Below are 23,502 nucleotides of genomic sequence, written 5' to 3' on the forward strand. Positions count from 1 at the left end.
AGTGTAGTGGGCTCAAGTTTAGATTTAAAGACCAAAAATTACGCTAAATCGAGCATGCGTTGTAAGGCTAGTTTTGCATCTTTGGCAATTTCAGTATCAACTTTAATGATGTTTTGACTAGCGCTACCAGTGATAATTTGATCTAAATTCCACGCTAAATGTGGCAAATCGATACGATTCATCGTTAAGCATGGACACATATGAGGATTTAATGAAACAATATGGCGATCTGGATATTGTTTGATAATCCGTTTGACTAGGTTCATTTCCGTACCAATTGCCCACTGAGAGCCTGGTTCTGATTGCTTAATTCGGTCAATAATGTAGTTGGTAGAACCAGCATAATCTGATAGGGCTACAACTTCGTGACGACATTCTGGGTGAACAATGATGTTCATTTCTGGATAGTCAGTTCTAACTTGTTTAATATTTTCAACTGTAAAGTTTTCGTGGACTGAGCAATGCCCTTTCCAAAGAATCACTTTTATCTTATCCGTTTCCACTTGAGCTTCAAGGGTGTTCGTAATTGGATCCCAAACAGCCATTTCCTCTAGCTTTATTCCAAGGTTATAGGCTGTGTTTCGGCCTAAGTGCTGATCGGGTAGAAATACTAAGCGCTGCTTTTGTTCTAATGCCCATTTCACCATCTTTTCAGCATTCCCAGAAGTAACCGTCGCACCGTTATATCTGCCGACAAAAGCTTTAATTGCAGCAGTTGAGTTCACATAGGTTAATGGAAGCATGGTATCACCAAACAACGATGTTAATTCAGTCCAAGCACGTTCAGTTTGAAAAATATCGGCCATATCTGCCATCGAGCAACCTGCCCGCATATCTGGCAAATAAACAGTTTGATTTTCAGTTGTTAATATATCGGCGGTTTCCGCCATGAAATGTACACCACAGAAAACAATCGCTTCAGCATCTTTATTTTTCGCAGAAATTTGTGCAAGTTTTAATGAATCCCCGGTTGCATCTGAAAATTGAATCACTTCATCTTTTTGGTAATGATGACCTGGTATAAATAGTTTTTTTCCTAATTTAGCCTTGATTTCTCTTACTTTTTCTTCTAATTCTTCTTGTTTCATATTGCGATAGATTTCGGGAATAGAAGTTGTTTTCACAAGAGTATCAAATATGTTCATCGTAATATCCCCCTTTAATCGTATATCAGCATGCGGCAATTGATACTTTAACACTAATATCAACAGCTTTAGCAGAGTGTGTCAGGAAGCCTAGTGAAATATAATCTACACCTGTTTCACTGTATGAAGCAATATTTTCCATCGTTATACCTCCGGATGCTTCAGTAATAATCGTATCAGGTACGATTTTGATCCATTCTGTAATCTCCTGAGGTGTGCGATTATCGAACATAATGACATCAGCACCTGCATTGATTGCTTCTCTTACCTGTTCAAGTGTTTCAGTTTCCACTTCAATTTTAACCATATGACCGAGTCCCGCGCGCGCTTTCGTAACAGCTTCTGTAATGGAGCCTGCAAATGTAATATGGTTATCCTTAATCATCACTCCATCGTATAATCCAATCCGATGGTTAAAGCCCCCACCAATTCGAACTGCATATTTTTCCAACATTCTTAATCCTGGAGTAGTTTTACGCGTATCACATATGCGAGTATGTGAGCTGTTTAATTGGGAAACGGCCCTTTTGGTCATTGTTGCAACTCCGCACATTCTTTGCACTAGATTTAACACGACCCTTTCACCGGTCAACAAATCAGCAATTTTTCCAGTTACCTTGGCTAAAATATCACCTTTATTAAATGGCATCCCATCGTGGACAAATTGCTCAACTTGATTTTCTTTACTTAATATTTCGAAGCCTACCGAAATGACTTCCTCACCACAGAAAAGTCCATCCTCTTTGGCAATGAAAGATATTTCGCCACGTTCAACATTTCCAAAGATAAGATCCGTTGAAATATCTCGTTCTCCGATATCCTCAACAAAAAACTGCTCTAGCATGGACCGTAGCTTTATTTTGTTCATGTGCTCCTATTCTCCCCTTAGTATAATGATAGATTACTTGATGATTTTGCCAATTTATATTTTCAGTTGGATAATCCAATCGATAATGTCCGCCACGACTTTCAGTTCTTTCCAATGCAGCATCTGTGATCATTAAAGCAATTACAATCGCTAATATACTTTGAATTTCTGAAATGGATAAGTTATCAAATGACGGAAATTCTTGATCAAGGTGCAAATAGCGTTCGAGCCATGATTTATGTTTAACTAATGCATGCTTTGTTCGGACAATCCCGACATTCTCCATCATTCTCTCTCTTAATTCGTTGAAATTAGGAACAGTAACTGGGGTATGATTAGACCGCTCTAAAAAAACATCATTTTCAAGCTTTTCCATTGGTAATGCAGAATTAAGATACTTCGCCAAACGCTTACCGAAATATAAACCTTCTAGCAGTGAATTACTTGCAAGTCGATTGGCACCATGAAGACCCGTACAAGCTGCTTCGCCAATTGCATAAAGACCACTAATATTGGTTTTACCATTTAAATCTACCCTAATCCCACCCATTAAAAAATGGCTTCCAGGTGCTACTGGAATGTGACCATCTTTCGGATTAATACCGCTCGATACACAAATCTCGGTAATAGAAGGAAACTTTGCTTCAAAATCATCAATTGAAGATATATCTAGAAAAATTTCTTCACCTTTATGGATATAATCATATATTGTTTGTGAAACAACATGGCGTGGTGCTAAATCCTTTAATGGATGAACTCCTTCCATGATGAGTTTTCCATTTTTTGTGACTAACTTAGCCCCTTGTCCGCGAACTGCTTCTGAAATTAATCCTTTAACTTCACCATTTTTAATCAACATGGTTGGATGGAATTGGATAAACTCCATATCCGCAATTTCTGCACCCGCCAAATAGGCCATTGCAATTCCATCACCCGTTACGTTCGGACTACCAGCAGATAGACTGTAGACATAGCTGCAACCACCCGTCGCAATCACAACATGATCCGCAAAATAATAATGAATATTGCCTGTTTCGTCTTTAGCCTTTACACCCACGCACTGGTTCTTTTCATTTATTAATAATTCATAAGCAAACATATTTTCTGCGATCGAGATGTTTCTAGGTAATGTAGCAACTAAGAAGTCAATCACATTTTTCCCCGTTGCATCCCCACCGGAATGGACAATTCGATAGTGGCTATGGGCTCCCTCCATACCTAGCTTTAACTGTCCAGACAAATCTTGATCAAATGGACAACCCGCTTCATGCAATTCATGAATTAACTGCGATGCATCACTTGTAATTTTATCAACCACATCTTTATTATTATGAAAACGCCCAGCTTCCATTGTATCATCACTATGAAGGGAATAATGGTCGTCAGCACCAATCGAGGCTGCAATTCCTCCTTGGGCTAATGATGAGTTACTAGCCTTTACATCCGACTTTGTGAGCATTATCACATTCTTTTTCGTGCTAATATGGTGCGCTAATTGCAACGCAGCAATTCCGCTTCCAATAACAATAATGTCAGCCTTTTTCAAGACTAAATCCCCTCCTGGACGATTCAACTGTCTTGACACATATCTTTACACAGAATTAATATTATGACAAGTATTTTTTTCGAATTTTGCTGTAATATGGAGGGAAAATATGAAATATCTTGATTATGCAGCGACCAGTCCCCTTGATGAAGAGGCAGCAAAAACATATGTTAAAATTGCCACCGAATACTTCGGCAATGCAAACAGCCTACATGACATTGGCGAAGACGCGCGAATATTACTAGAGAACTGTCGACTTGAATTTTCACAAATGCTTGGAGTTACCAGTGAAGGTATTTATTTTACTAGCGGTGGCTCCGAAAGTAATTTCCTTGCAATCGAAGCGTTGCTTTCGGCTGCTTTAAAGCCTGGAAAACATATTATTACTTCACTAGCAGAGCACTCTTCTATTCAAAATCACCTCGAGAGGTTAAAGACAGAAGGGTATCTGGTCACAAGCCTGCCTTTTAATGAAAAAGGACTCATTGATCTTGACGTGTTTAAAGAAGCGCTTCGCGAAGATACCGTCCTTGCTATCATACAGCATGGCAATTCAGAAATTGGCACTGTCCAGCCGATTCGTGAGATTGGAGAACTGTGCCAGTCAGAACATATTCTACTTCATTCAGACTGTGTTCAAACCTTTGGAAAGCTCGATATGAAACAAATTTCTCAATATATCGACAGCTTGTCTATTTCCGGACATAAATTTTATGGTCCAAAGGGAACGGGTCTAGCTTATGTTCGCCCACAGCTTAATATCAAACCTTTTTTCCAAAATACCACCCACGAAAAGGGCTTTCGCCCTGGTACAGTAAATATACCTGGTATCGCAGCCATGACGGTTGCAGCGAAAAAAGCTGTTGATTTAATGGATCAATTCCAACTAAATGGCCATCTGCTAAGGGCAAGCTTTCTAGAAGCGCTTCAAACGATAAAGGATCATATTACGATTTATGGAAGTGAAGGTCATCAGCAATTACCTCATATTATCGGCATGAGTTTGGATGGAATTGAAGGTCAATGGGTGCTTTTAGAAGCCAATCGGTACGGCTTTGCGATTTCTACAGGAAGTGCGTGCCATACAGGTCTTCTTACCCCGGCACAGGCAATGATTGCTTTAGATATTACGGGGAAAAAAGCAAAAGAATATTTCCGGATTTCATTTGGTCGTCATACTAGTAAAGCAGATATGCAAAGCTTTGCAGAATTATTAATTAATATTTTATTCGAAAAATAAACGAATTGAATTCATCTACTAATGATTATTCTTAAAACAGTCCGAGGCCATGCCTGTGAGCCTGAAAGCCTTTGGACTGTTTTTCTCTTTTATCTGCAAATTACACGCTTTTAAACCGTTATTTTCTTCCTTAACCCACAAAGTTTGAAGATAATTTGTTGAAAAATGAAGAAAATATTTTAAAAATTCTAAATTTACAAAATAATCTAATAAGTTTATAATGAAAACTGTGATTGACGGCTGGCCGCTTCAAATCAATGTTAAGGGGGATTTTTATGGGAGTTAATGAAAAGGCTTTCAAAAGGGAATTGGAACAACCGGTAGAATTAGACTACTCGAAAATTGTACAAACTGCATCTTTCAAGAAATTACTAGCAGCAAAACGCAACTTCATCATACCACTGTCATTGTTCTTCCTAATGTTTTATTTTGCCTTGCCACTAATGACAGCTTACTCTGACTCGTTAAATAAGATGGCATATGGTGATATCAGTTGGGCATGGGTGTTCGCTGCAGCACAATTCATCATGACTTGGGTTTTATGCGGCGTCTATTCTAGCAAGGCAAGAAAATTTGATGCAGCTGTTGAGGACATTATCGAAGAATCTAAGAACTAAGGGGGAAAACACTTGAACACACTCGCATTTATACTATTTCTAGGCATCGTTGGTTTAACACTAGTAATCACTTACTTCGCTTCGAAGAAAACAAAAACTACCAGTGATTTTTATACTGCTGATGGTAGTTTAACAGGCTGGCAAAATGGGATGGCCATTGCCGGAGATTACATGTCTGCAGCGTCCTTCCTAGGAATTGCCGGGATGATTGCCCTAAATGGGTTTGACGGTTTCTTCTATAGTATAGGGTTCCTAGTAGCCTATCTAGTAGTATTGTATATTGTAGCTGAGCCACTTCGAAATCTTGGAAAATACACATTGGCGGATATGATTGCTGCACGTTTTGATGACAAAAAGGTTCGTGGTGTGGCAGCATTAAACACAATGACGATTTCAATTTTTTACATGATCGCTCAGCTTGTTGGTGCGGGTGGATTAATTAAGCTTTTACTCGGAATCGATTATATCTACTCTGTCCTTATTGTAGGTACTTTGATGACTGTCTACGTTGTATTCGGTGGTATGACTGCAACTAGCTGGGTGCAAATTGTTAAAGCTATATTATTAATGATTGGTACATTCATTATCTCCCTAATCGTATTCTCGAAATTTGATTTTAGCGTAATGAAAATGTTTGCTGAAATGAAAGCGGCTACACCTTTAGAAGGATCTTTCTTAAACCCAGGCAACAAGTTCAAAAACCCTCTTGACACGATTTCGCTTAACTTAGCACTTGTGTTAGGTACAGCAGGTTTACCACATATTTTAATTCGTTTCTTTACGGTTAAGGATGCAGTTACAGCTCGTAAATCCGTTGTATACGCAACTTGGATTATCGGTATCTTCTATGTTATGACAATCTTCCTTGGCTTTGGAGCTGCTGCATTTGTGGGCTTTGATACGATTATCGCCGCTGATGCTGGTGGAAACATGGCAGCACCTTTACTTGCCAAAGCATTAGGCGGAGATTTCTTATTCGCCTTTGTATCAGCTGTTGCCTTTGCAACGATATTAGCAGTTGTAGCAGGATTAGTTTTAACTGCTGCATCCGCATTTGCTCACGATTTCTACAGCCATATTATTCGTCGTGGTAAAGCTACGGAAAAAGAACAAATTGTTGCTGCACGTTGGGCATCAGTCGGTGTTGCGATATTATCAATCATCCTTGCACTTTTCGCACAAAAAATGAATGTTGCTTTCCTAGTTGCCCTAGCTTTCGCTGTTGCAGCAAGTGCAAACCTTCCAATTATATTATTAACAATTTTCTGGAAACGCTTTAATACTACTGGAGCAATCACAGGAATGTTAGTCGGATTATTTACAGCACTTGCACTCGTTGGGGTTAGCCCGAACGTTTGGTCACCTGAGGTTGGTAAAGCCATCTTTGTCGGAGATCCACTAATTAGCTTAACAAATCCAGGTATTATCTCAATTCCAGTTGGATTTATTGCAGCAATTGTCGGAACTTTAGTATCATCGAAAAAATCTGATGCGAAGAAGTTTGACGAAATTGTGGTTAAAGCAAACACAGGAATTCAAAACATTAACTCTTAAAAAACCACTCTTTAACAATTGTTTTTCATTATTGTATTACACACCTCTACCGAAAATACCAATGAGATTCGTCTCATTGGTACTTTTTTTTTATATTGAATTTTTTGTTAGAGGAATCAAGGAATATGGACTGTTTTCAGATGGATAAGCTTCCAAAAGAAGGTATGTCCGCCTGCTGTTGTCAAATTAACAATATTATTTTTGACACTATTGACCAAACCAACCTTATTCGGGTTATCCCCTAAATCAAATACAAGGAGCTTGCCTTCATATTTTTTTAATTGTTCTTCAAAAGAGCGAGATAAGGGAATGTTGGAAGGAACCACTGGTAAAACTGTATTGCTTAACGTGTATGGAGTAAGTGTACTCGAGTATGGGATCAGCCATTTCAAATGTTGCATTGAAATAAAGATTGTCTTATAAACAGGCGAATAAAAAACAATATAATCATTTAATACGCTAGTAATATAGCCATGAATGGAGCGATTTCCCGTAACAAAAACCTCTAAAAATTGTCCTTTTGCATTGTTCAATATTTTCCGGTACGAAATGGACTCCTCGTCATTTTGAAAGGGCATTTTATTCGTAGGCTTTTCTATACTTTCTTCATTCGACTTAATGGTTCGTTCACTAATATTATGAAGGTGCATTAATGGAATGTATAAATACTCTTCACCATCGAAAAGGACTAATATATCCAATCCTGCATCAATAAGCAATCCTGTAAAAAAAGTTTTTCCTGAGATTTCAATTTCTACTTCTTTTCCTAAAAGTTGCTTTATACCCGTCATCGTTTCTCCTCCTCTCCTTACGGGTATTTAGATAAAATGGTGCATCAGTAATTTGTACTAATGCACCATTTTGTGTGGCAATATTGGAGTAATGAAACATCAGCCTGGTAATTAATGTTTGCCCTTCCATACATAGTCAATTGTTTTAACGACTTTTTCACGTCGATAATCTGAGCTGCTGGATTTTCTTGAAGATGATGAGGATGAGGATTTTTTGTATTCTTTTTCACTCTTGCTACTGTTTTTATCATTGCTGTCTGAAGAGCTATTTTGGACATTTGAGTTTTGATTTTGATTTTGATTTTGATTGTTGTTGTTTTGGCTATTGTCACTTGAATCATCTGAGTTGTTGTTTGAGCTTAATGCACCCTTTGGTCCAGAGCTAATGCTTCGAATGTGATATGGGTGAATTCTTAATACTTCTTGGTTGCTAACAAGTGTATAGTGGCCGCCAGCATTTTCTACAAGGACACCTTCCATTGCTTCAGGGCCGCCTCGATTAATCGAAACCCATTTGTGAGCCATATGCTGGAATACATTGTGAAAGTCTGATGCTTCGACAATCTCAGGATATGTTTCTGAATTTTGAGTCACATAACGATTATTTTGATTGTTATTGTTATTGTTGTTGTTGTTGTTGTTGTTATCATCGTCCTCGTATTTGCTTATGCTTTTTACGTGATACACGTTAAAATAGACGATTCCATCATCCTCAGTGTATAACACGATGAAATCTTCCGCGACCCCAAGTAATGTTCCATATTTTGATTCTGGTCCACCTTGGTTAATTTGAATCGTTTGATTCTCAAAGTTATTGATTAATTCTAGGAAATCATCTGCCTCGAAAAATTCAATATCTTCATCACTTACTTGAGTTGTTTGCGTTGAGTTGGTTTTGGAATCCTCACTAATACTCTTTACGTGTTTTGCTTGATAATAGATGACAGTATTGTTGTTATCATTGTTATTGTTATTGTTGTTATTGTTGTTGTTGTTATTTTGATTATTATTGTTATTATTATTGTTGTCATTGCTATCATTGTCATCTTGCGCATATAGAGTTATATAGTCGGTTTTAACATCCAATAACATACCAGTTTTAGATTCTGGGCCACCTCGGTAAATAGTCACGATTTTTCCTTTTAATGACTCAAGAAACGCGTGATATGATTCAGCAAGGTCATTGTTCATAATTATCCTCCTTGTCATATATCCATAATGGTTATTTATAATGCATATATTACGTATCAACGGCAACTATTGACCTAGTAAACATGCCTAATTATAAAAAAAAATACATTCACATTTTTAAAACTAATCTAATAATATTAATTTACTTTTTATATATTTTGTCCGTGCTTGGATATATTGCGAAATAAATTCCGGTTCCTGTTCAAATTGAACTATTTTTTCTTTTTCATACGGGTCTAACAGTAAATATGGTCGGATGTCACTGACAAGTCGATCGATTTTTTTGTTCATATATTCTGTTGTAAATTGATGCAACATAATTTGTTCCAAAAGCGACTTATACTTTTTTCGATACCTTGGAACATCAAGAATGCGTGCTGTTAGAGTATTAAACCCTTCTATCCTCACGTAATCCTCATTCATATATCGCCCATTCACATCCCTCCCCCAGGTCGCATCATAATCCCATGGAATGATTTCAAATTGACCAGTGTCTCCATTTCTGTATAACGCATAGTTGTGGACAAAGCCGTCATAATTCTGGGTAAAGACAACACCAGCCAGCCAGCGTAAGTATTTATCTACATGGATATATTTTTCGATTTCAGTCTCAAATTCTGCCCTAAGCATGGTATTGACATTAAGGATCATTTCCTGCAAAAAATAGTTGTCTTGTTCGGTTCCAATTTTTCTTTCGTAACCCAAATCCAGGGATTTTTTCACTTCCTTATCCAAATCACTCATTAACGAGAAATTGGCATCCCCATCAACCGCATAATAAATGGCACCCTTTGGCATTTGCCTTACTGACAAAAAGTACTCATCTACTGATTCCAATTCAAGGTAAATCCCTTCATTTTTTCCGTTAATTTTCAAAAACACATGTCTGGATTGTGGAGATAGTACTCCAATATCTGAAAAAAAATCCAATGATAACTTGTTTCTTATTAATGACGGATCCTTGTATTCTGCATTCAGGTGAAGCTCCTTAGCATTTCTGTATAAGGTCGGTTTAAAAAAACTAATATGATAGGATTTTTTCTTAGCTTTCCGTATATGGGAACCGCGATAAGCAAGGTCGACATTAAGCTTTCGCTTCCCTATCATTAATTTTGCTGGAACAGGGTCATCACACCATATATCTCTTTTTAATTCAAATAAATCTAAAGGATGAATATAGAGCTGATAAATCGGAAGGTTTTTTTGAAAATTCTTTTCCAATTTCATCATCCATTCTTTTTTATCTATACCTATGTATCTTGCTGATAAATGACACTATTAGGATTCATCATTTTTTTCATTATCTAAACGAATGACTCAGGCAATTTAGTTTATGTGGCGTAGGCTATATAAGAAAAGAACTAGATGGTGTTTTTTTGTAATCCAATTAGGATGATTTAGTTCCTTTTCAATAGACAATAAGATAAGGAGGTTTCTTTAGTGGGATTTTTCTCATGGGATGAAATTCTTAGAGCAGCTGAAGGAGCAAACAAAAGGGGATTAAGAGATTTTATGTTCCAAGACCCTAATGCAAAGGGTCGGACTAGAAAACATGAAACAGTTGATGTAGATACAGAGGACGAGGTCCTAGTTCAACAAATGGCAATGGATGATAAACGCTCAAGTAGTAGTTCTTCATCTAGTACAAGACGAAGCTCAAGACGAAGTACGCGAAGAAGTACGAAGCGTAGTACACGCAGAAGTAATAAACGTAGCACCCGCAGAAGTTCTTCTCGGAGCACTAGACGTTCGACTTCAAGTAGTAGCAGTTCTCGTCATACACGACGGAGTACACGCAGAAGTTCTCGTCACAGTTCGCGCAGAAGCTCTCGCCGTAGTACCCGTCGGTCTTCTTCTTCTCGCTCCACTCGGAGAAGTACAAGAAGAAGTTCTCGTCACAGTTCGCGCAGAAGCTCTCGCCGTAGTACTCGTCGGTCTTCTTCTTCTCGCTCCACTCGGAGAAGTACAAGAAGAAGTTCTCGCCGCAGTTCACACAGAAGCTCTCGCCGTAGTACTCGTCGGTCTTCTTCTTCTTGCTCCACTCGGAGAAGTACAAGAAGAAGTTCTCGCCGCAGTTCACGCAGAAGCTCTCGCCGTAGTACTCGTCGGTCTTCATCTTCTTGTTCCACTCGGAGAAGTACAAGAAGAAGTTCTCGTCGTAGTTCGCGCAGAAGCTCTCGCCGTAGTACTCGTCGTTCTTCATCTTCTTGCTCCACTCGAAGAAGTACAAGAAGAAGTTCTCGTCGTAGTTCGCGCAGAAGCTCTCGCCGCAGCACTCGTCGGTCTTCTTCTTCTTGCTCTACTCGAAGAAGTACAAGAAGAAGTTCTCGTCGTAGTTCGCGCAGAAGCTCTCGCCGCAGCACTCGTCGGTCTTCTTCTTCTTGCTCCACTCGAAGAAGTACAAGAAGAAGTTCTCGTCGTAGTTCGCGCAGAAGCTCTCGCCGCAGTACTCGTCGTTCTTCATCTTCTTGCTCCACTCGAAGAAGTACAAGAAGAAGTTCTCGTCGTAGTTCGCGCAGAAGCTCTCGCCGTAGTTCACGAAGGAGTAGAAGAAGCACGAGATATTCTTCTAGATGTCGTTCAAAGAGCTCATGCTGCAAATCAAAATGTTCCTCAAAAAGCAAAAATGAAACTTATTACAAATATCATAAACGATACTGGAAAGATCAAAATATGTGGGCGTTAAGATTGAGTAATGAGGACTAGTAAAGTAGCAGCAGTGACAAAGACTATTAATCATAAAGAAACCACCCGTTAAATCTCGGGTGGTTTTTATTGGGGCATAGGGTTCGTTCATTTCAGACTCAAAAAGTATTAAATACATTTTCACATTCGGCACCTGTAGGCTGGTAAAAACAATGCCGCTTAAATTTTCCAGCGAATGGCTGGTTATACCATTTTGCTGGACAATTTCCACCTGGCCTAAAGTACCACAAGCTAAACCTTGCTGGCCAAACTCTCTCGCCTCGCACGGCTCTTCTCGCTAATAGTTTTTCGTTTTCTCTTGCCCGTTGATAAAAATAACCCTTTTTTGTCGCTTCAAAAGCATGTGGTTGGTAAATCATCTCTCGAATAGTACGAATCCCTTTAAAATCAGAACAATTGACTCTAACACGGTTTATTCCTACATTACCAACCATTAACATCCCTTGGTTCCCTTCGCCCTCGGCTTCTGCTCGGAGCAACCGCGCAAGCAGGTCAAGATCAGCCTGAGTATGCTTAACAACTGCCATTTGATTTGAGCACCTCCATTATTTTCCCACCATATTCTATTCTAAATTTAGGCAGATGCTCACAACTATCTAGTCAAAAAAAAGAGCACATTACTGCGCTCTTCTTAATCTTCTTATTCTTCGTCAAACACTCGAACTTCTTTCATTGTGTCACCGTTTCGCATGTTTAGAACTGTGTTCATACCGTTTGTTACTTTTCCAAACACTGTGTGAACCCCATTTAAATGCGGTTGTGGTTCATGAACGATGAAAAATTGGCTACCACCAGTGTCACGACCCGCATGAGCCATCGAAAGACTTCCTACTTCATGCTTGTGAGGGTTTCCTTCTGTTTCACACTTAATGGAGTAACCAGGACCACCCATGCCAGTTCCAGTCGGATCTCCGCCTTGTGATACGAAGCCTGGAATAATACGGTGGAAGATTACTCCATCGTAAAAACCATCATTTGCTAATTTTTCAAAGTTTGCAACTGTATTTGGTGCTTCATTTGGGTAAAATTCAAGATCAATTTTTTCCCCGTTTTCCATTAGTATGTATCCTTTTTTAGCCATTTGTCACATCTCCTTATGTAAAAAATCAGGTTAATCATACCATTATTTTCTCTTCAAGACAAAAATTGCACATTACTGATTAAGCAATTTTGGAAGTTCCATATAAATATAAACAATATCTGCCAATTTCATACGTACAAGCCCACTGGATGATGGTGCCACAAAATCAATTGTTCCCGAAACCACTGATTCAGCTTGAACTCCCCAATTGATTTGCTTCTTTCGACTGTATTCCTGGTAGACACCCTTGCCAACAAAGCAGACTATCTTCGGCTTATAATCGTTAATTTTTTGAATTAACTCAATTCGTCCGATTTGATACTCGGATTTGGTTATTTCATCAGCCGCTTTAGTTGGTCTAGCGACGATATTGGTTAACCCGTAACCAAGTTCCAACAACAGTATGTCTTCTTCGTGTGAATATTTTCGAGCGGTCAGTCCTGCCTGGTGTAAAATCGTCCAAAAGCGATTATTCGGATTGGCAAAATGATGTCCTGCTTCACTTGACCTAATGCTAGGATTAAAGCCCACAAACAAAATGTCTAGCCCTTTTTTTAAATGATCTGGAATAGATTTTAGCACTTTACCTCTCCCCTCTCAATTTTTACTATAGCCCTCAATAATTAAAAATCCAAACATACCTTCATAAAGCTATCAATTAACTCATAAACTACTTTGATATCATTTCTGAAAATGCAAAAAAATCTAACAAAACCCAATCATAATAGTCTATAATTAGTTTGTTTTTATTTGATAAATAAGGAGTAACGAATAGCGATGTTAAAACCGATTAATCCACAGTACGATCCTTGGGAAGCCTATCTGGATATCACAGAATTTGGAAAGATGACGTTAACAAATATAGAATTCACAACCACAACTTTATGTAATATGAGATGTGAGCATTGTGCCGTTGGCTATACGTTACAAACCAAGGACCCTGATCCACTGCCACTTTCATTACTATTAAATAGATTGGAAGAAATCCCGACATTGAGGGCTTTAAGCATAACTGGGGGAGAACCGATGCTTTCCTTAACATCGGTAAAAAATTATGTTGTCCCATTGCTTAAATATGCAAAAGATCGTGGTATCCGAACCCAGATTAATTCGAATTTAACGTTAGAATTACAGCGTTACGATCTGATTGGTCCTTATTTGGATGTTTTACATATCTCACATAATTGGGGTAACGAAGAGGACTTTGCCACTGCCGGATTTGCCAAAATGGAGCCAAAACCAAGCATAGCACATCGAGTGAAGTATTTTGACCGGATGATTGAAAATAGTCGTGCCCTCGTAAAGGCAGGAATCATGGTCTCCGCCGAAACTATGCTAAACCGAAGAACTCTTCCTTTTTTGGAAAAAATCCACCGTCAGATCGTTGATGACATGCTGTGTCAGCGTCACGAAGTTCATCCAATGTATCCAAGTGACTTTGCAAACGAGTTAGACTATCTATCAATTGACGAGATTCGCGCTGCCCTTAATCATTTGCTCGATATTCGCAATGATCAAGTATGGATGCTATTTGGAACATTGCCCTTTTATCCATGCAGTTCAAACGAAGCAGACTTAAAACTGTTAAAGCGATTATATGAAAGTAAAAATGTAACAGTTCGCAATGATCCAGATGGCCGTTCCCGATTGAACATTAATATTTTTAATGGAGATATTATTGTGACAGATTTTGGCGACATACCTCCTCTAGGCAATGTTACCAATACTTCATTACAGGATGCATATGACAGGTGGCTCAGTACTCCTGTTGCCAAATCGTTAAGCTGTCACTGTCCCGAAGTAAGCTGTTTAGGTCCGAATATTTTAGTAAAGGACCGCTATTATCCGAATGTGGATTTTACAAGCTTACGTACAAATATCACTAAACAATCCAATAGAAATGATTGATCAAACAAAAGAGGATGGTTTGCCATCCTCATTTTGTTAGTCTATTAAACTCTTTGGAATGTTTTTGGATTTGTAAGTCTTTCCTCGATGTTTGTAATAGCTTCTAGTGCCGCGCTGGAAAGATTAGTATTTTTATGTTTATCGATCCACTTGGTAAATGCCTTCATTGTGCTAATGAAATCCTTTTGGAACGATTTGCTAGATTCAGTCTGAACAAGTTGCTGATAAAGTAGGCTGAACCAGAACGATGGCACACATTGCGTCCAGCCAGTATGCGTTTCTGTTTCGAGATGTTCACGAAGAACGCCGAGACTATTACGGTATTTCCTTGCTGTGTTTTCAGCTTTCCCAATAGTTCTTTCTTTAAAAAACTCAACCATATCAACTGCATAGAAGTTCTCGATTGTACTTGGTTTAAAGCCAAGCGCCTCGTAATACTGGATATCGTTTGACTCAACAACGACAGGGATATAAGGATTGGCAATGTTTTTAAAGCTTGTCACTCTTGTTTGTCCACCTGTGACAAATGGTGATAATGGGAGCCCAAGCTCTTTTCGCACCGTATTCATATCAACTGTTACCTGAAAATCGGCATCATGATGAAGGGCCTGCTGATACATATTATTTTCAACCTGTTGGAGCCAAGTTAATGCAGCTTCATATTGTTTTTCTTTGACTAATTGTCTAATCGTTTGATTGTTATATTTTGGTATTGGCATATCAATTTCTGTTAATAAATTTGTTTGTGCAAATAATGAGAAATACGGCGGAGTATCTTTACTCATTTGCACAAAGGAATTTTTTATAATTCCGTTGATTGGGATATTGAATGACATCGTATCTTCTGATACAAATTGGAGAGCTAGTACAGCTTGTTTTAAGACTTCTTTAAGCTCGTCCACCTTTGATTCGTCAAAACTATTAATCATTAGTTTATCCTGCTCAACTGAAAGCGTTGCGAATACTTCTGCGATTAAGACTCCATCTTTTAATTCACTATCCTGATATTCCTTCCAATTTCCAACCCAAGATAAAGTAACCCGATTTTGATTTTGTTTATCAACAAGAAAATCCTTATTTTCTTTTAAAAATTGATTTAATAAAAATTGATTAATAATTTTATATTGCAAGACATGTTGGTGGATAACCTGTTCCTGCAGTTCGTCTAACTCACCTTCATTTGATTTGACATAATCATCCACCATTAATACGCTAAGGATCTCAGGATAATACTTAAAAAGGGTTTGTTCGAGTGGTTGTCGTTCTTTTTTCATAAGGTCTTGCACAAATTGAACGACGTTCACTAAATTTGAAGGCCCGTTAAAACTTCTGACTCCATTAAAGTAATCATACTCACCAAAAGCCTCTAATAAACCAATCGTACCGTACCATGGTGAAAATGCCGGTATATTTTCCTTAGAATTCAACACCGTAAATTGTTCTTTCGTAAGCAAATCCTCAAACAAAATCGTGTTTTCCTTTTTATCCACCGCCTGAACAATCTTTAACGATAACGTTGTCCAAACCTTCGCCATCGTTTTTTCAGCTACTGATAACTTGCCTTGCTGTTCTTCGAAAAACCACTCTATTCCGCGCAAGCCATTTTCATAGCGGTGACAGAAGTATAACCAGAATTGTAAAAATCCTTCGCGGATATGTGGTGCAACCGCATCATTCGAGCGTGTATTGAACTCCTCTTGTAATTGAACAAACTGACTATATGGGAGGTTTGTCATGATAAAACTACGAATTTTTTCTACTAAACTATGTTTTTGTTGAAAAAATCGCTCTTCTTTTATTTCTTGAATTTGAATCACATGTTGTTTATTTAAACAACACTTCTTAAACTTTTTTCCACTACCACACGGGCAAGGAGAATTTCGATTAATCGTCATGAGATCCATACCTTTCCTAATTATCAAAATAAATTAAATATTCGGTTTTATTATTATAACAAAATCTTATCACTTTTCCGCTTATTTTTTTAAGTGAATAAATTTGTAACGATGATAATGGATTTAAATGGAGATTTGTTCATATGAGTGGTGGTTTATTATACTCATTGGAATGCTTTAAGGATGTGTAGCGCCTGAGGAATCAAATGAATCATATCAGAACCCACCATCCTAACAGGAAAACATAGGTGGGTCCATTGTTAATGATCCAAGTAACGACAAAGAGACAAATATATTGTGCAAAGGGGAAATTTAATTCACTTCTTTAGAAGATCGTAAAGACTTGTTGCAACGATTTTTGTAGCATTGATTAGGTCATCGATGTTAACATGTTCGTCAGCACGATGACCATTTGCTTCCAATAATGTCCTGGGACCAGCGCCAAATAATATTACCGGTATACCAGCTTCATAAAAATGACGAGCATCAGTATAAAGTGGGGAACCATGGATTTTTAGTTCCCCACCCATTACCTCGCTCCAGTTCTGTTTGAATGCTTGGACGAGAGGAGTGTTTCTAGGAACCGGACCGAAGCTTTTAGCAAGTAAAATTCGCTTCAGTTTTACTTGTGCCCCTTGAAACTTTTCGACAACATTGACAATTAACGTTTCAAGCTCCCTTTCCACGAGCTCAGGGTCTTCTTCCGGAATGAGTCTGCGGTCGAAGCGGACTATACATTCATCTGGGACAACATTCGTATTAATTCCACCGTGAATAGTGCCAACTACTAAAGTGGGGGAATCAATTCCAGGCACTCGTGATTTTTTTTCTGTCAATTTTCCTCGGTACAGATAAAGAGCCTGAAGAACCGCAGTCATCGCTTCGAGAGCATCATGACCGTATTGCGGTTCTGCTGCATGAGCTTGTTTACCGCTTATCTTTATTTCCATATGCAAACAGCCGTTATGAGCATTTACGACTGAATGAGTAAAACCGGGACAAATGGCAATATCAGGTTGAATAAGTTTTCGATTAAGTAACCATTTAGGCCCAATTTCTCCGCCCGTTTCTTCATCAAAGGTAATCGCCAAGGAAATTCTCCCGGTCAATTCTTCAGCAACTTCTCTCAAAGCTAATGTTGCAAAAGTGAATGAGGCAATATCAGATTTGGAAACAGCCGCACCACGGCCAAAAAGCTTCCCATTAATGAGTTCTCCACCATACGGGTCCCGTGTCCAGCCTCGTCCAGGCGGAACCACATCACCGTGTGAGTTTAAAGTGATTTCTACCCCTTCACTTTCGGAAAAATGCTCATATGCTACGACGTTTGCTGCTCGTTTCATGCCTACTGTTGCTGTATCCTGCTCAGGTACATCATATTGATTTACGTTTTTAAATTGATAGTCTACAAATTTATGATGGACATATTGTGCAATCCTCCAACAATCTCCCGGTGGATTATCTGACGGGATTGCTACTAACTCCCTAAGAAATCGTACCAATTCCGTTTGTCGTTTCTCAATAATGGACAATAGTCTTTGTTTCGAGTCGACCCCCGACATGTTGTCACTCCCTATCAGAACAATAATTTGACCGATCATTAGCTAGCATCCAAACAGTATCCAACATAATTTTTGTACTTGTCTCGATATCATAAGGTGAAACATATTCTTTTGGACTATGACTGATTCCACCTTTGCATCTAACAAAAATCATGCCGATATCGGTTAATCCAGACATGATCATAGCATCATGACCTGCTCCACTAATAAGTTGATGAGGATTAATCCCGTTTATGAGCATTGCTGTATCAATACAATCTGTAATACTCCTTGAACATGAAACAGGTGTGACCTCCATAATCCTTTCGAACTTACACGATAATTTTCGTCTTTTCGTGATTTCATTCACCATAGTGAACAACTCCGTAAGGAATTCTGCTTTTCTTATGGAATCGATATCGCGAACATCGAGAGTGCCTTTAACTATTTCTGGAATTACATTACTAGTGCCAGGACCCACAACCAATTTACCAACAGTTGCGACAAGCGGTACATTATTCTTTGCCAATTCTTCGATTTTCGCAATGATTTCGGCTGCTCCAGCTAAGGCGTCTTGGCGATTTTCCATAGGGACCGTACCAGCATGACCTGCATTCCCTTTGATGGAAAACGTATAGCGTGAAACACCAGCAATACCTGAGACGCTTCCACACGGTTGGTTAACGTACTCAAGAACTGGTCCCTGCTCAATATGCAGTTCCAAATAGGCCAAAATCGAATGGGAATGTCGCGTGGCAAAATGAAAGTATTCTGGAATTAAGCCATTTTCTTGCATGGCTGTTGCAATCGAAATCCCCTGATCATCGCATTTTTGTAAATCCTCTGCCGTCAGGGTTCCAGCCATCGCACGACTTCCCAGAAAGGTTGTATGAAATCTTGTACCTTCTTCATCACAAAAACAAATAACCTCAAGGGGATGCTCCGGGATTTGTTTAGTTTCATACAATACTTGAACGACTTCAATTGCACTAAGGACACCTAAAGTTCCATCATATTTACCACCATTGATGACTGAATCCAGATGAGACCCCATGATTAACACTGGAGCATCTGGATTCCTTCCATCAAAATGACCGATTACATTGTTCATGGCGTCCTTACGAACTGACATACCAGCTGCTTGCATCCATTCGATTACCATTTTATCAGCCTCATCACTTTGTTTTGTAAAGGAGCGCCGAGTAACACCGCTTGAAGTTTCGCTACAAAGCGAGAGCTGTTCAATCCGTTCGAGTATTCTTGTCGTATTAATTTGGCCCACAATATCCTCCTTTTAATTAAAAGAATGATAGCTTTGATCACGAAACACACATTTTCCAAGCACAAAGGTGGCGAGAATTTTACCACGAAAGCTTTTTCCGACATACGGACTATGGGGGTGTCGATAGAAAAGTCCCGCTTTTTGCAGTGTGAATTTCTTTTGTAAATCTATAATCACAAAATCAGCATCGCTGCCAATTTTCATACTGCCTTTTGCCGGATATAGGCAAAAACGTTTTGCGGGATTAGTCGAAGTAAGCCTTCCAATCAACTCTAACGGAACACTATGTTTCCAATAGCCCTCTTCTAATAACACATTTAGCGTCGATTGTCCTCCAGAAATGCCACCCCAGGCTTTAAAAAGATTTCCTTGTTTCAGTGTGAGAGGTGCTGGAGAATGATCAGACCCGATCATATCAATAAAACCCGCTTTCAAATTCTCCCATAACAGTTCGACCTCATTTGCTTCACGTAAAGGTGGAGCACATTTGGCAAGTGCGCCCAACCTAGTTAAATCTTCTACCGTTAGCACTAAATAATGGGGACAGGTTTCAACTGTAATATTAACCCCCTCTTGTTTAGCACGTTCTATCAGTTCTACAACACGACTGCTGCTCGCATGTACAATATGAACCTTACAATCTGTCTTTTTGGCTAACCTGATTACTTTTCGAACTGCCTCAAGCTCTGATGAAACTGGCCGTGATTCTTGATAGTCTTTTCCAGTGAAACGGCCTTCAGCAATAATTTTTTCAGTTAGTTTGAGATTGATATGGTCACTTTCAGCATGAAGTGCTAAGATCATATCTAATTTGGCTAACTGCTCCATTCCAGACTGTAATGTGTCACCATCGACAGCCTGAAAATCATCAATTCCACTACCTGACATAAAAGCCTTAAACCCAATCACTCCACATTCCTTTAATCCCGCTAGCTGATCAATATTTCCGGGGACCAAGCCGCCCCAAAGTTTAAAGTTAATCAAGGCTTTTTGCTCTGACAGTTGTTTTTTTTCCAAATAGGCCCGAACTGTTGTCGTTGGAGGAGTGCTATTTAATGGCATGTCAAAATAAGTAGTTACTCCACCAGCGGCTAAGCTCCTACTCCCAGTGGTAATCCCTTCCCATTCCGTTCTGCCAGGCTCATTTAAATGGACATGGCTATCAATCACGCCAGGAAAAATATGCAGATTTGAAATATCGAAACATTGTTTAGCGCTATGTTCAGGAATTCCAACAGTAAGGTTAACAATTTTCCCTGCGGTGATAGCAAGGTCTGCTTTAATTACTTCATTTTCACAAACAATGTGCCCATTTTTAAAAAGCAAATCGTAATGTTCCATGCTATCGACCTCTTCCATCATTAATTTTCTTAATTACGGAAGATATTTCATTCTTAGGTGTTTTAGCTTCCACGGTACGTTTGATAACCCCATGGAGATATTAACAGTGGGACATGAAAATGGCTTTTATCTGTAGATAACGAAAACCTCACTGGGATAATATTAAAAAATATCGGGTTACTGACCGTTGTTCCAACCATTAAAAAGTAGGTCCCAATGTGAAACAGTAATTCAAACTCACCTGCTTGAATATCTGGTAGCAGCCCGGAATCTATCCGGCCGTCTTCATTCGTAAATGCTGTTGCAACGAATTCCTTTTCTTCATTTGGACCATGAATTTTTATTAACTCTACTTTAACGTTTTTTGCAGGAATACCATTGGTTAGGTCAAGTACATGAGTCGTCAAGCCAGTTTTCATATAAAGCCTCTGCTATTTTGTGCAATGTTATTTTCTTTAGCTAAATCCTTTCTGTACACAGTAAATTTTTGAAATCCATATGGCGGCCGTGGTTCTGTGTAAACCTTTCCTGAGGAGTTTGGTATATTGTCAACAACATTTTCCCATGTGCGATTTTGCGATTCAAATTGAACCTCACTAAGTTGTGGAAATCGCTCCAATACCCTCAAACCAATTTGGTAGATTAATTGTTGAATAGATTTAGTATTTAATTCATGGAACACTGCTGATGCAATGTCGCTGACCTGTTCTGCTAATACATATTTATCAGGGATTTCACGGATTCCGCTCTCAACTTCTTCATACTTCCACATAATATTTAAATAAATAAACAACGGTCGATTCGAATCCTCAGGCAAGGTTGTATATTCATCACGGACAAACCCAACAAAGGAATTTCCACATATTTTGATTAATTGGAGATCTTTGATTCCACTATAATGTTCAACTATTTCAACCGCACTGCCGTTTCTTGCGATTTCAACACATGCAAATGGAGTTTCATTGCGCGATTTTTTGAAAACATGCGGACTTGTCTTGCGTTGATGCTTTTCGATACAATTGGTAGGCAAAAATGGAAGCTCATCAGCACTAATTTTTATCGTCTCCATTTGGGAATACGTCTCGAGGAATTGTTTTGCAACATAATATAAAAAACCTTCCGTTGTATTCCCCTTATATTTGGCAAAATGTCGTTGGATAAAATTTTTCATTGAATCTGTTGCAACAACAAGTTGATTATCCCCTTCAGTGAAAGAAGTGAAAAATTGCCTTCCGCCAATAGCAACATTGATATTTAATCCCCAAATCGTATGATCGCGTGAAACTACTTCTGATTCTGGAATTTGCTTCACTCCAGACAATGGTGCTCCAAATGTTCGATAAGCATAAACTTCACCTTTTCCGTAATACATTGTGCGATTAGGCATCTACTCACTTCACTCCTCATTATCATTTCAATCGTGTTATAGGCTATCTTTACTTGGAAACTCGCTTTAATAATCGTTTCATTGACGAATTCGCTTCTTTTAAAATAATGCTTTTATCCATCGTTTTCATTTGACGGTTTTCCATAATTATTTTACCGTTGATCATTGTTGTTTCTACGTCCGCGCTCGTAGCAGAGTAAACAAGACGAGATATCGGGTCAACACCAAACGAAGGAAACACGTGAAAATCTTCGAGATTTAAGATGGCAAGGTCTGCCTTTTTTCCAACCTCCAAACTACCAATTTGATGCTCTAATCCCACTGCCTCAGCACCACCAATAGTTGCCATTTTGAAAACCGTATAAGCGTTCATTGCCGTGGGACCATGAATCGATTTTTGAATCATTGATGCTAGTCTCATTTCTTTAAACATATCAAGGTTGTTATTACACGGTGCACCATCTGCGCCAAGACTTATTGGTATTTGTCTGGTCATTAAATCAGGGATTTCAGCGATACCTGAGGCTAATTTCAAATTGGAACTTGGACAGTGACTCACCTTAATGCCTCGCTCTTTGATAATTCTTTTCTCTTCATCATTTAACCAGACGCAATGAGCAAGAATGAGCCGATGTGAGGCTAACCCAATATGGTCAAGATAAATGACATTTCTCATCCCCCGCTCCTGCTCTATGATTCTTATTTCCTCCAAATTTTCTGAAGCGTGGGTATGGACATGGACCTGATACTGATTTGATAAATCACGTACCTCTGTCAAAAGTTCTTCTGTACAAGAAATGACAAACCTTGGACTAAATGCATATTGGATACGACCATGATCATAATTGTGCCACTTTTCTAAGAGGTCAACGCTTTGTTGTAGCGATTTCTTAGTCGATTCAAACAAGCGAATTGGGACGTCATTCCCTTTGTCCATCATCACCTTTCCGGAAATGGCTCGAATGCCACTACCTGCAATCGCCAAAAACGCCGAATCCGCATGGTGGACCGTTTCCATATCAACAATTGCTGTCGTTCCACTTTGAATAAGTTCCCCTATTCCGAGCATTGCCGAATAATAGATTGATTCTTGATCATGTGCAGCTTCAAGCGGCCAGATTTTCTGTTTTAACCAGTCTAGTAATTCCAAATCATCCGCTTGACCACGGAACAAAGTTTGACACAGATGGATATGAGTTTGAATGAATCCTGGAATGACCGTTTTGCCTGAAGCGTCAATGATTTTCTCAACCCCAAGTGATGAAATCTTCGTTCCAATTTCCGAAATTGTATCTTTTTCAATTAATAAGTCCCCGTAAACAATCTCGTTATCAGGATTCATTGTAATAATTTCGGCATTCCGTATTAACATTTTCACCCGATATCCTCGCCCCTTATCTATAAACATA

General features: G+C 38.8%; 23 protein-coding genes. 4 read left to right on the plus strand and 19 right to left on the minus strand.

Features of this window, described 5'->3' with window-relative positions; all coding sequences use genetic code 11:
* Positions 1-38 precede the first annotated feature (38 nt).
* Genes nadA through nadB form a run of 3 tightly spaced genes read right to left on the minus strand, consistent with a single transcriptional unit; the run spans position 39 to position 3,559 of the window.
* Positions 39-1,145 carry a quinolinate synthase NadA gene (gene nadA / locus HHO41_RS06285; RefSeq protein WP_169096599.1) on the minus strand — a complete coding sequence of 369 codons (1,107 nt, stop codon included), beginning with the start codon at positions 1,143-1,145 and terminating at the stop codon, positions 39-41.
* Positions 1,146-1,170: 25 nt separating this feature from the next.
* Positions 1,171-2,013, minus strand: a complete 843-nt coding sequence (nadC, locus tag HHO41_RS06290) for a carboxylating nicotinate-nucleotide diphosphorylase (protein ID WP_169096601.1) — start codon at positions 2,011-2,013, stop codon at positions 1,171-1,173.
* Positions 1,967-3,559, minus strand: a complete 1,593-nt coding sequence (gene nadB, locus HHO41_RS06295; RefSeq protein ID WP_169096603.1) for an L-aspartate oxidase — start codon at positions 3,557-3,559, stop codon at positions 1,967-1,969. The genes nadC and nadB overlap by 47 nt, the downstream gene beginning before the upstream one ends.
* Before the next feature lie 109 nt (positions 3,560-3,668).
* Here nadB and HHO41_RS06300 point away from each other — a divergent pair, with 109 nt between their 5' ends.
* From HHO41_RS06300 to HHO41_RS06310, 3 genes are all read left to right on the plus strand, one after another.
* Positions 3,669-4,799: an IscS subfamily cysteine desulfurase gene (locus tag HHO41_RS06300; RefSeq protein ID WP_169096605.1), complete on the plus strand. Its 1,131-nt coding sequence runs from the start codon at positions 3,669-3,671 to the stop codon at positions 4,797-4,799.
* 275 nt (positions 4,800-5,074) lie between these two features.
* Positions 5,075-5,416 carry a DUF485 domain-containing protein gene (locus HHO41_RS06305; RefSeq protein WP_169096607.1) on the plus strand — a complete coding sequence of 114 codons (342 nt, stop codon included), beginning with the start codon at positions 5,075-5,077 and terminating at the stop codon, positions 5,414-5,416.
* 12 nt (positions 5,417-5,428) lie between these two features.
* Positions 5,429-6,970 carry a solute symporter family protein gene (locus HHO41_RS06310; protein ID WP_169096609.1) on the plus strand — a complete coding sequence of 514 codons (1,542 nt, stop codon included), beginning with the start codon at positions 5,429-5,431 and terminating at the stop codon, positions 6,968-6,970.
* A gap of 116 nt (positions 6,971-7,086) precedes the next feature.
* On the opposite strand, the gene HHO41_RS06315 is transcribed toward HHO41_RS06310, so the two are convergent.
* The 9 genes from HHO41_RS06315 to HHO41_RS06350 all read right to left on the minus strand — a co-directional run bounded on the left by HHO41_RS06315 (position 7,087) and on the right by HHO41_RS06350 (position 13,321).
* Positions 7,087-7,761 (minus strand): DUF2642 domain-containing protein, encoded by a 675-nt coding sequence (locus tag HHO41_RS06315; protein WP_169096611.1) that lies wholly within the window; start codon positions 7,759-7,761, stop codon positions 7,087-7,089.
* A 111-nt stretch (positions 7,762-7,872) separates the two neighbouring features.
* Entirely contained in the window at positions 7,873-8,952 is a 1,080-nt protein-coding gene (locus HHO41_RS06320; RefSeq protein WP_248278385.1) for a spore coat protein, read from the minus strand.
* Between the two features lie 123 nt (positions 8,953-9,075).
* Positions 9,076-10,179 (minus strand): CotH kinase family protein, encoded by a 1,104-nt coding sequence (locus tag HHO41_RS06325; protein WP_169096615.1) that lies wholly within the window; start codon positions 10,177-10,179, stop codon positions 9,076-9,078.
* A 365-nt stretch (positions 10,180-10,544) separates the two neighbouring features.
* The gene (locus tag HHO41_RS22580; RefSeq protein ID WP_282434268.1) at positions 10,545-10,670 is read right to left on the minus strand and encodes a hypothetical protein; all 126 of its coding nucleotides are present in this window, start codon (positions 10,668-10,670) and stop codon (positions 10,545-10,547) included.
* 23 nt (positions 10,671-10,693) lie between these two features.
* A complete protein-coding gene (locus HHO41_RS06330; RefSeq protein ID WP_169096617.1) occupies positions 10,694-11,155 on the minus strand; it encodes a hypothetical protein in 462 nt (153 codons plus the stop codon).
* Positions 11,156-11,251: 96 nt separating this feature from the next.
* Positions 11,252-11,416 (minus strand): hypothetical protein, encoded by a 165-nt coding sequence (locus HHO41_RS06335; RefSeq protein ID WP_169096619.1) that lies wholly within the window; start codon positions 11,414-11,416, stop codon positions 11,252-11,254.
* 340 nt (positions 11,417-11,756) lie between these two features.
* Positions 11,757-12,185, minus strand: coding sequence for a cell wall hydrolase (locus HHO41_RS06340; protein WP_169096621.1), 429 nt, complete (start codon positions 12,183-12,185; stop codon positions 11,757-11,759).
* A gap of 113 nt (positions 12,186-12,298) precedes the next feature.
* Positions 12,299-12,739, minus strand: a complete 441-nt coding sequence (locus tag HHO41_RS06345) for a peptidylprolyl isomerase (RefSeq protein ID WP_169096623.1) — start codon at positions 12,737-12,739, stop codon at positions 12,299-12,301.
* Between the two features lie 72 nt (positions 12,740-12,811).
* The gene (locus tag HHO41_RS06350; RefSeq protein ID WP_169096625.1) at positions 12,812-13,321 is read right to left on the minus strand and encodes a uracil-DNA glycosylase family protein; all 510 of its coding nucleotides are present in this window, start codon (positions 13,319-13,321) and stop codon (positions 12,812-12,814) included.
* 195 nt (positions 13,322-13,516) lie between these two features.
* Between HHO41_RS06350 and yfkAB the strand changes: the two genes are divergently transcribed.
* The gene (yfkAB, locus tag HHO41_RS06355) at positions 13,517-14,647 is read left to right on the plus strand and encodes a radical SAM/CxCxxxxC motif protein YfkAB (RefSeq protein WP_211171058.1); all 1,131 of its coding nucleotides are present in this window, start codon (positions 13,517-13,519) and stop codon (positions 14,645-14,647) included.
* A gap of 44 nt (positions 14,648-14,691) precedes the next feature.
* Here the strand turns inward: yfkAB and HHO41_RS06360 are convergent, their stop codons facing one another.
* The 7 genes from HHO41_RS06360 to HHO41_RS06390 all read right to left on the minus strand — a co-directional run bounded on the left by HHO41_RS06360 (position 14,692) and on the right by HHO41_RS06390 (position 23,465).
* A complete protein-coding gene (locus HHO41_RS06360) occupies positions 14,692-16,542 on the minus strand; it encodes an SEC-C domain-containing protein (protein ID WP_169096627.1) in 1,851 nt (616 codons plus the stop codon).
* Between the two features lie 317 nt (positions 16,543-16,859).
* Positions 16,860-18,104, minus strand: coding sequence for an ArgE/DapE family deacylase (locus HHO41_RS06365; RefSeq protein ID WP_169096629.1), 1,245 nt, complete (start codon positions 18,102-18,104; stop codon positions 16,860-16,862).
* 4 nt (positions 18,105-18,108) lie between these two features.
* Positions 18,109-19,365 (minus strand): Zn-dependent hydrolase, encoded by a 1,257-nt coding sequence (locus HHO41_RS06370; protein WP_348981225.1) that lies wholly within the window; start codon positions 19,363-19,365, stop codon positions 18,109-18,111.
* Positions 19,366-19,377: 12 nt separating this feature from the next.
* Positions 19,378-20,706 carry an allantoinase AllB gene (allB, locus tag HHO41_RS06375; protein WP_169096631.1) on the minus strand — a complete coding sequence of 443 codons (1,329 nt, stop codon included), beginning with the start codon at positions 20,704-20,706 and terminating at the stop codon, positions 19,378-19,380.
* 62 nt (positions 20,707-20,768) lie between these two features.
* Positions 20,769-21,125: a hydroxyisourate hydrolase gene (gene uraH, locus HHO41_RS06380; protein ID WP_169096633.1), complete on the minus strand. Its 357-nt coding sequence runs from the start codon at positions 21,123-21,125 to the stop codon at positions 20,769-20,771.
* Complete coding sequence (gene pucL / locus HHO41_RS06385) at positions 21,122-22,093, minus strand: factor-independent urate hydroxylase (protein ID WP_169096635.1); 972 nt, start codon at positions 22,091-22,093, stop codon at positions 21,122-21,124. The genes uraH and pucL overlap by 4 nt, the downstream gene beginning before the upstream one ends.
* 49 nt (positions 22,094-22,142) lie before the next feature.
* Positions 22,143-23,465, minus strand: a complete 1,323-nt coding sequence (locus HHO41_RS06390) for a 5'-deoxyadenosine deaminase (protein ID WP_169096842.1) — start codon at positions 23,463-23,465, stop codon at positions 22,143-22,145.
* Between the last annotated feature and the right edge of the window lie 37 nt (positions 23,466-23,502).

Source organism: Bacillus sp. DNRA2 (assembly GCF_012843265.1).
Lineage (GTDB): Bacteria > Bacillota > Bacilli > Bacillales > Cytobacillaceae > Bacillus_BU.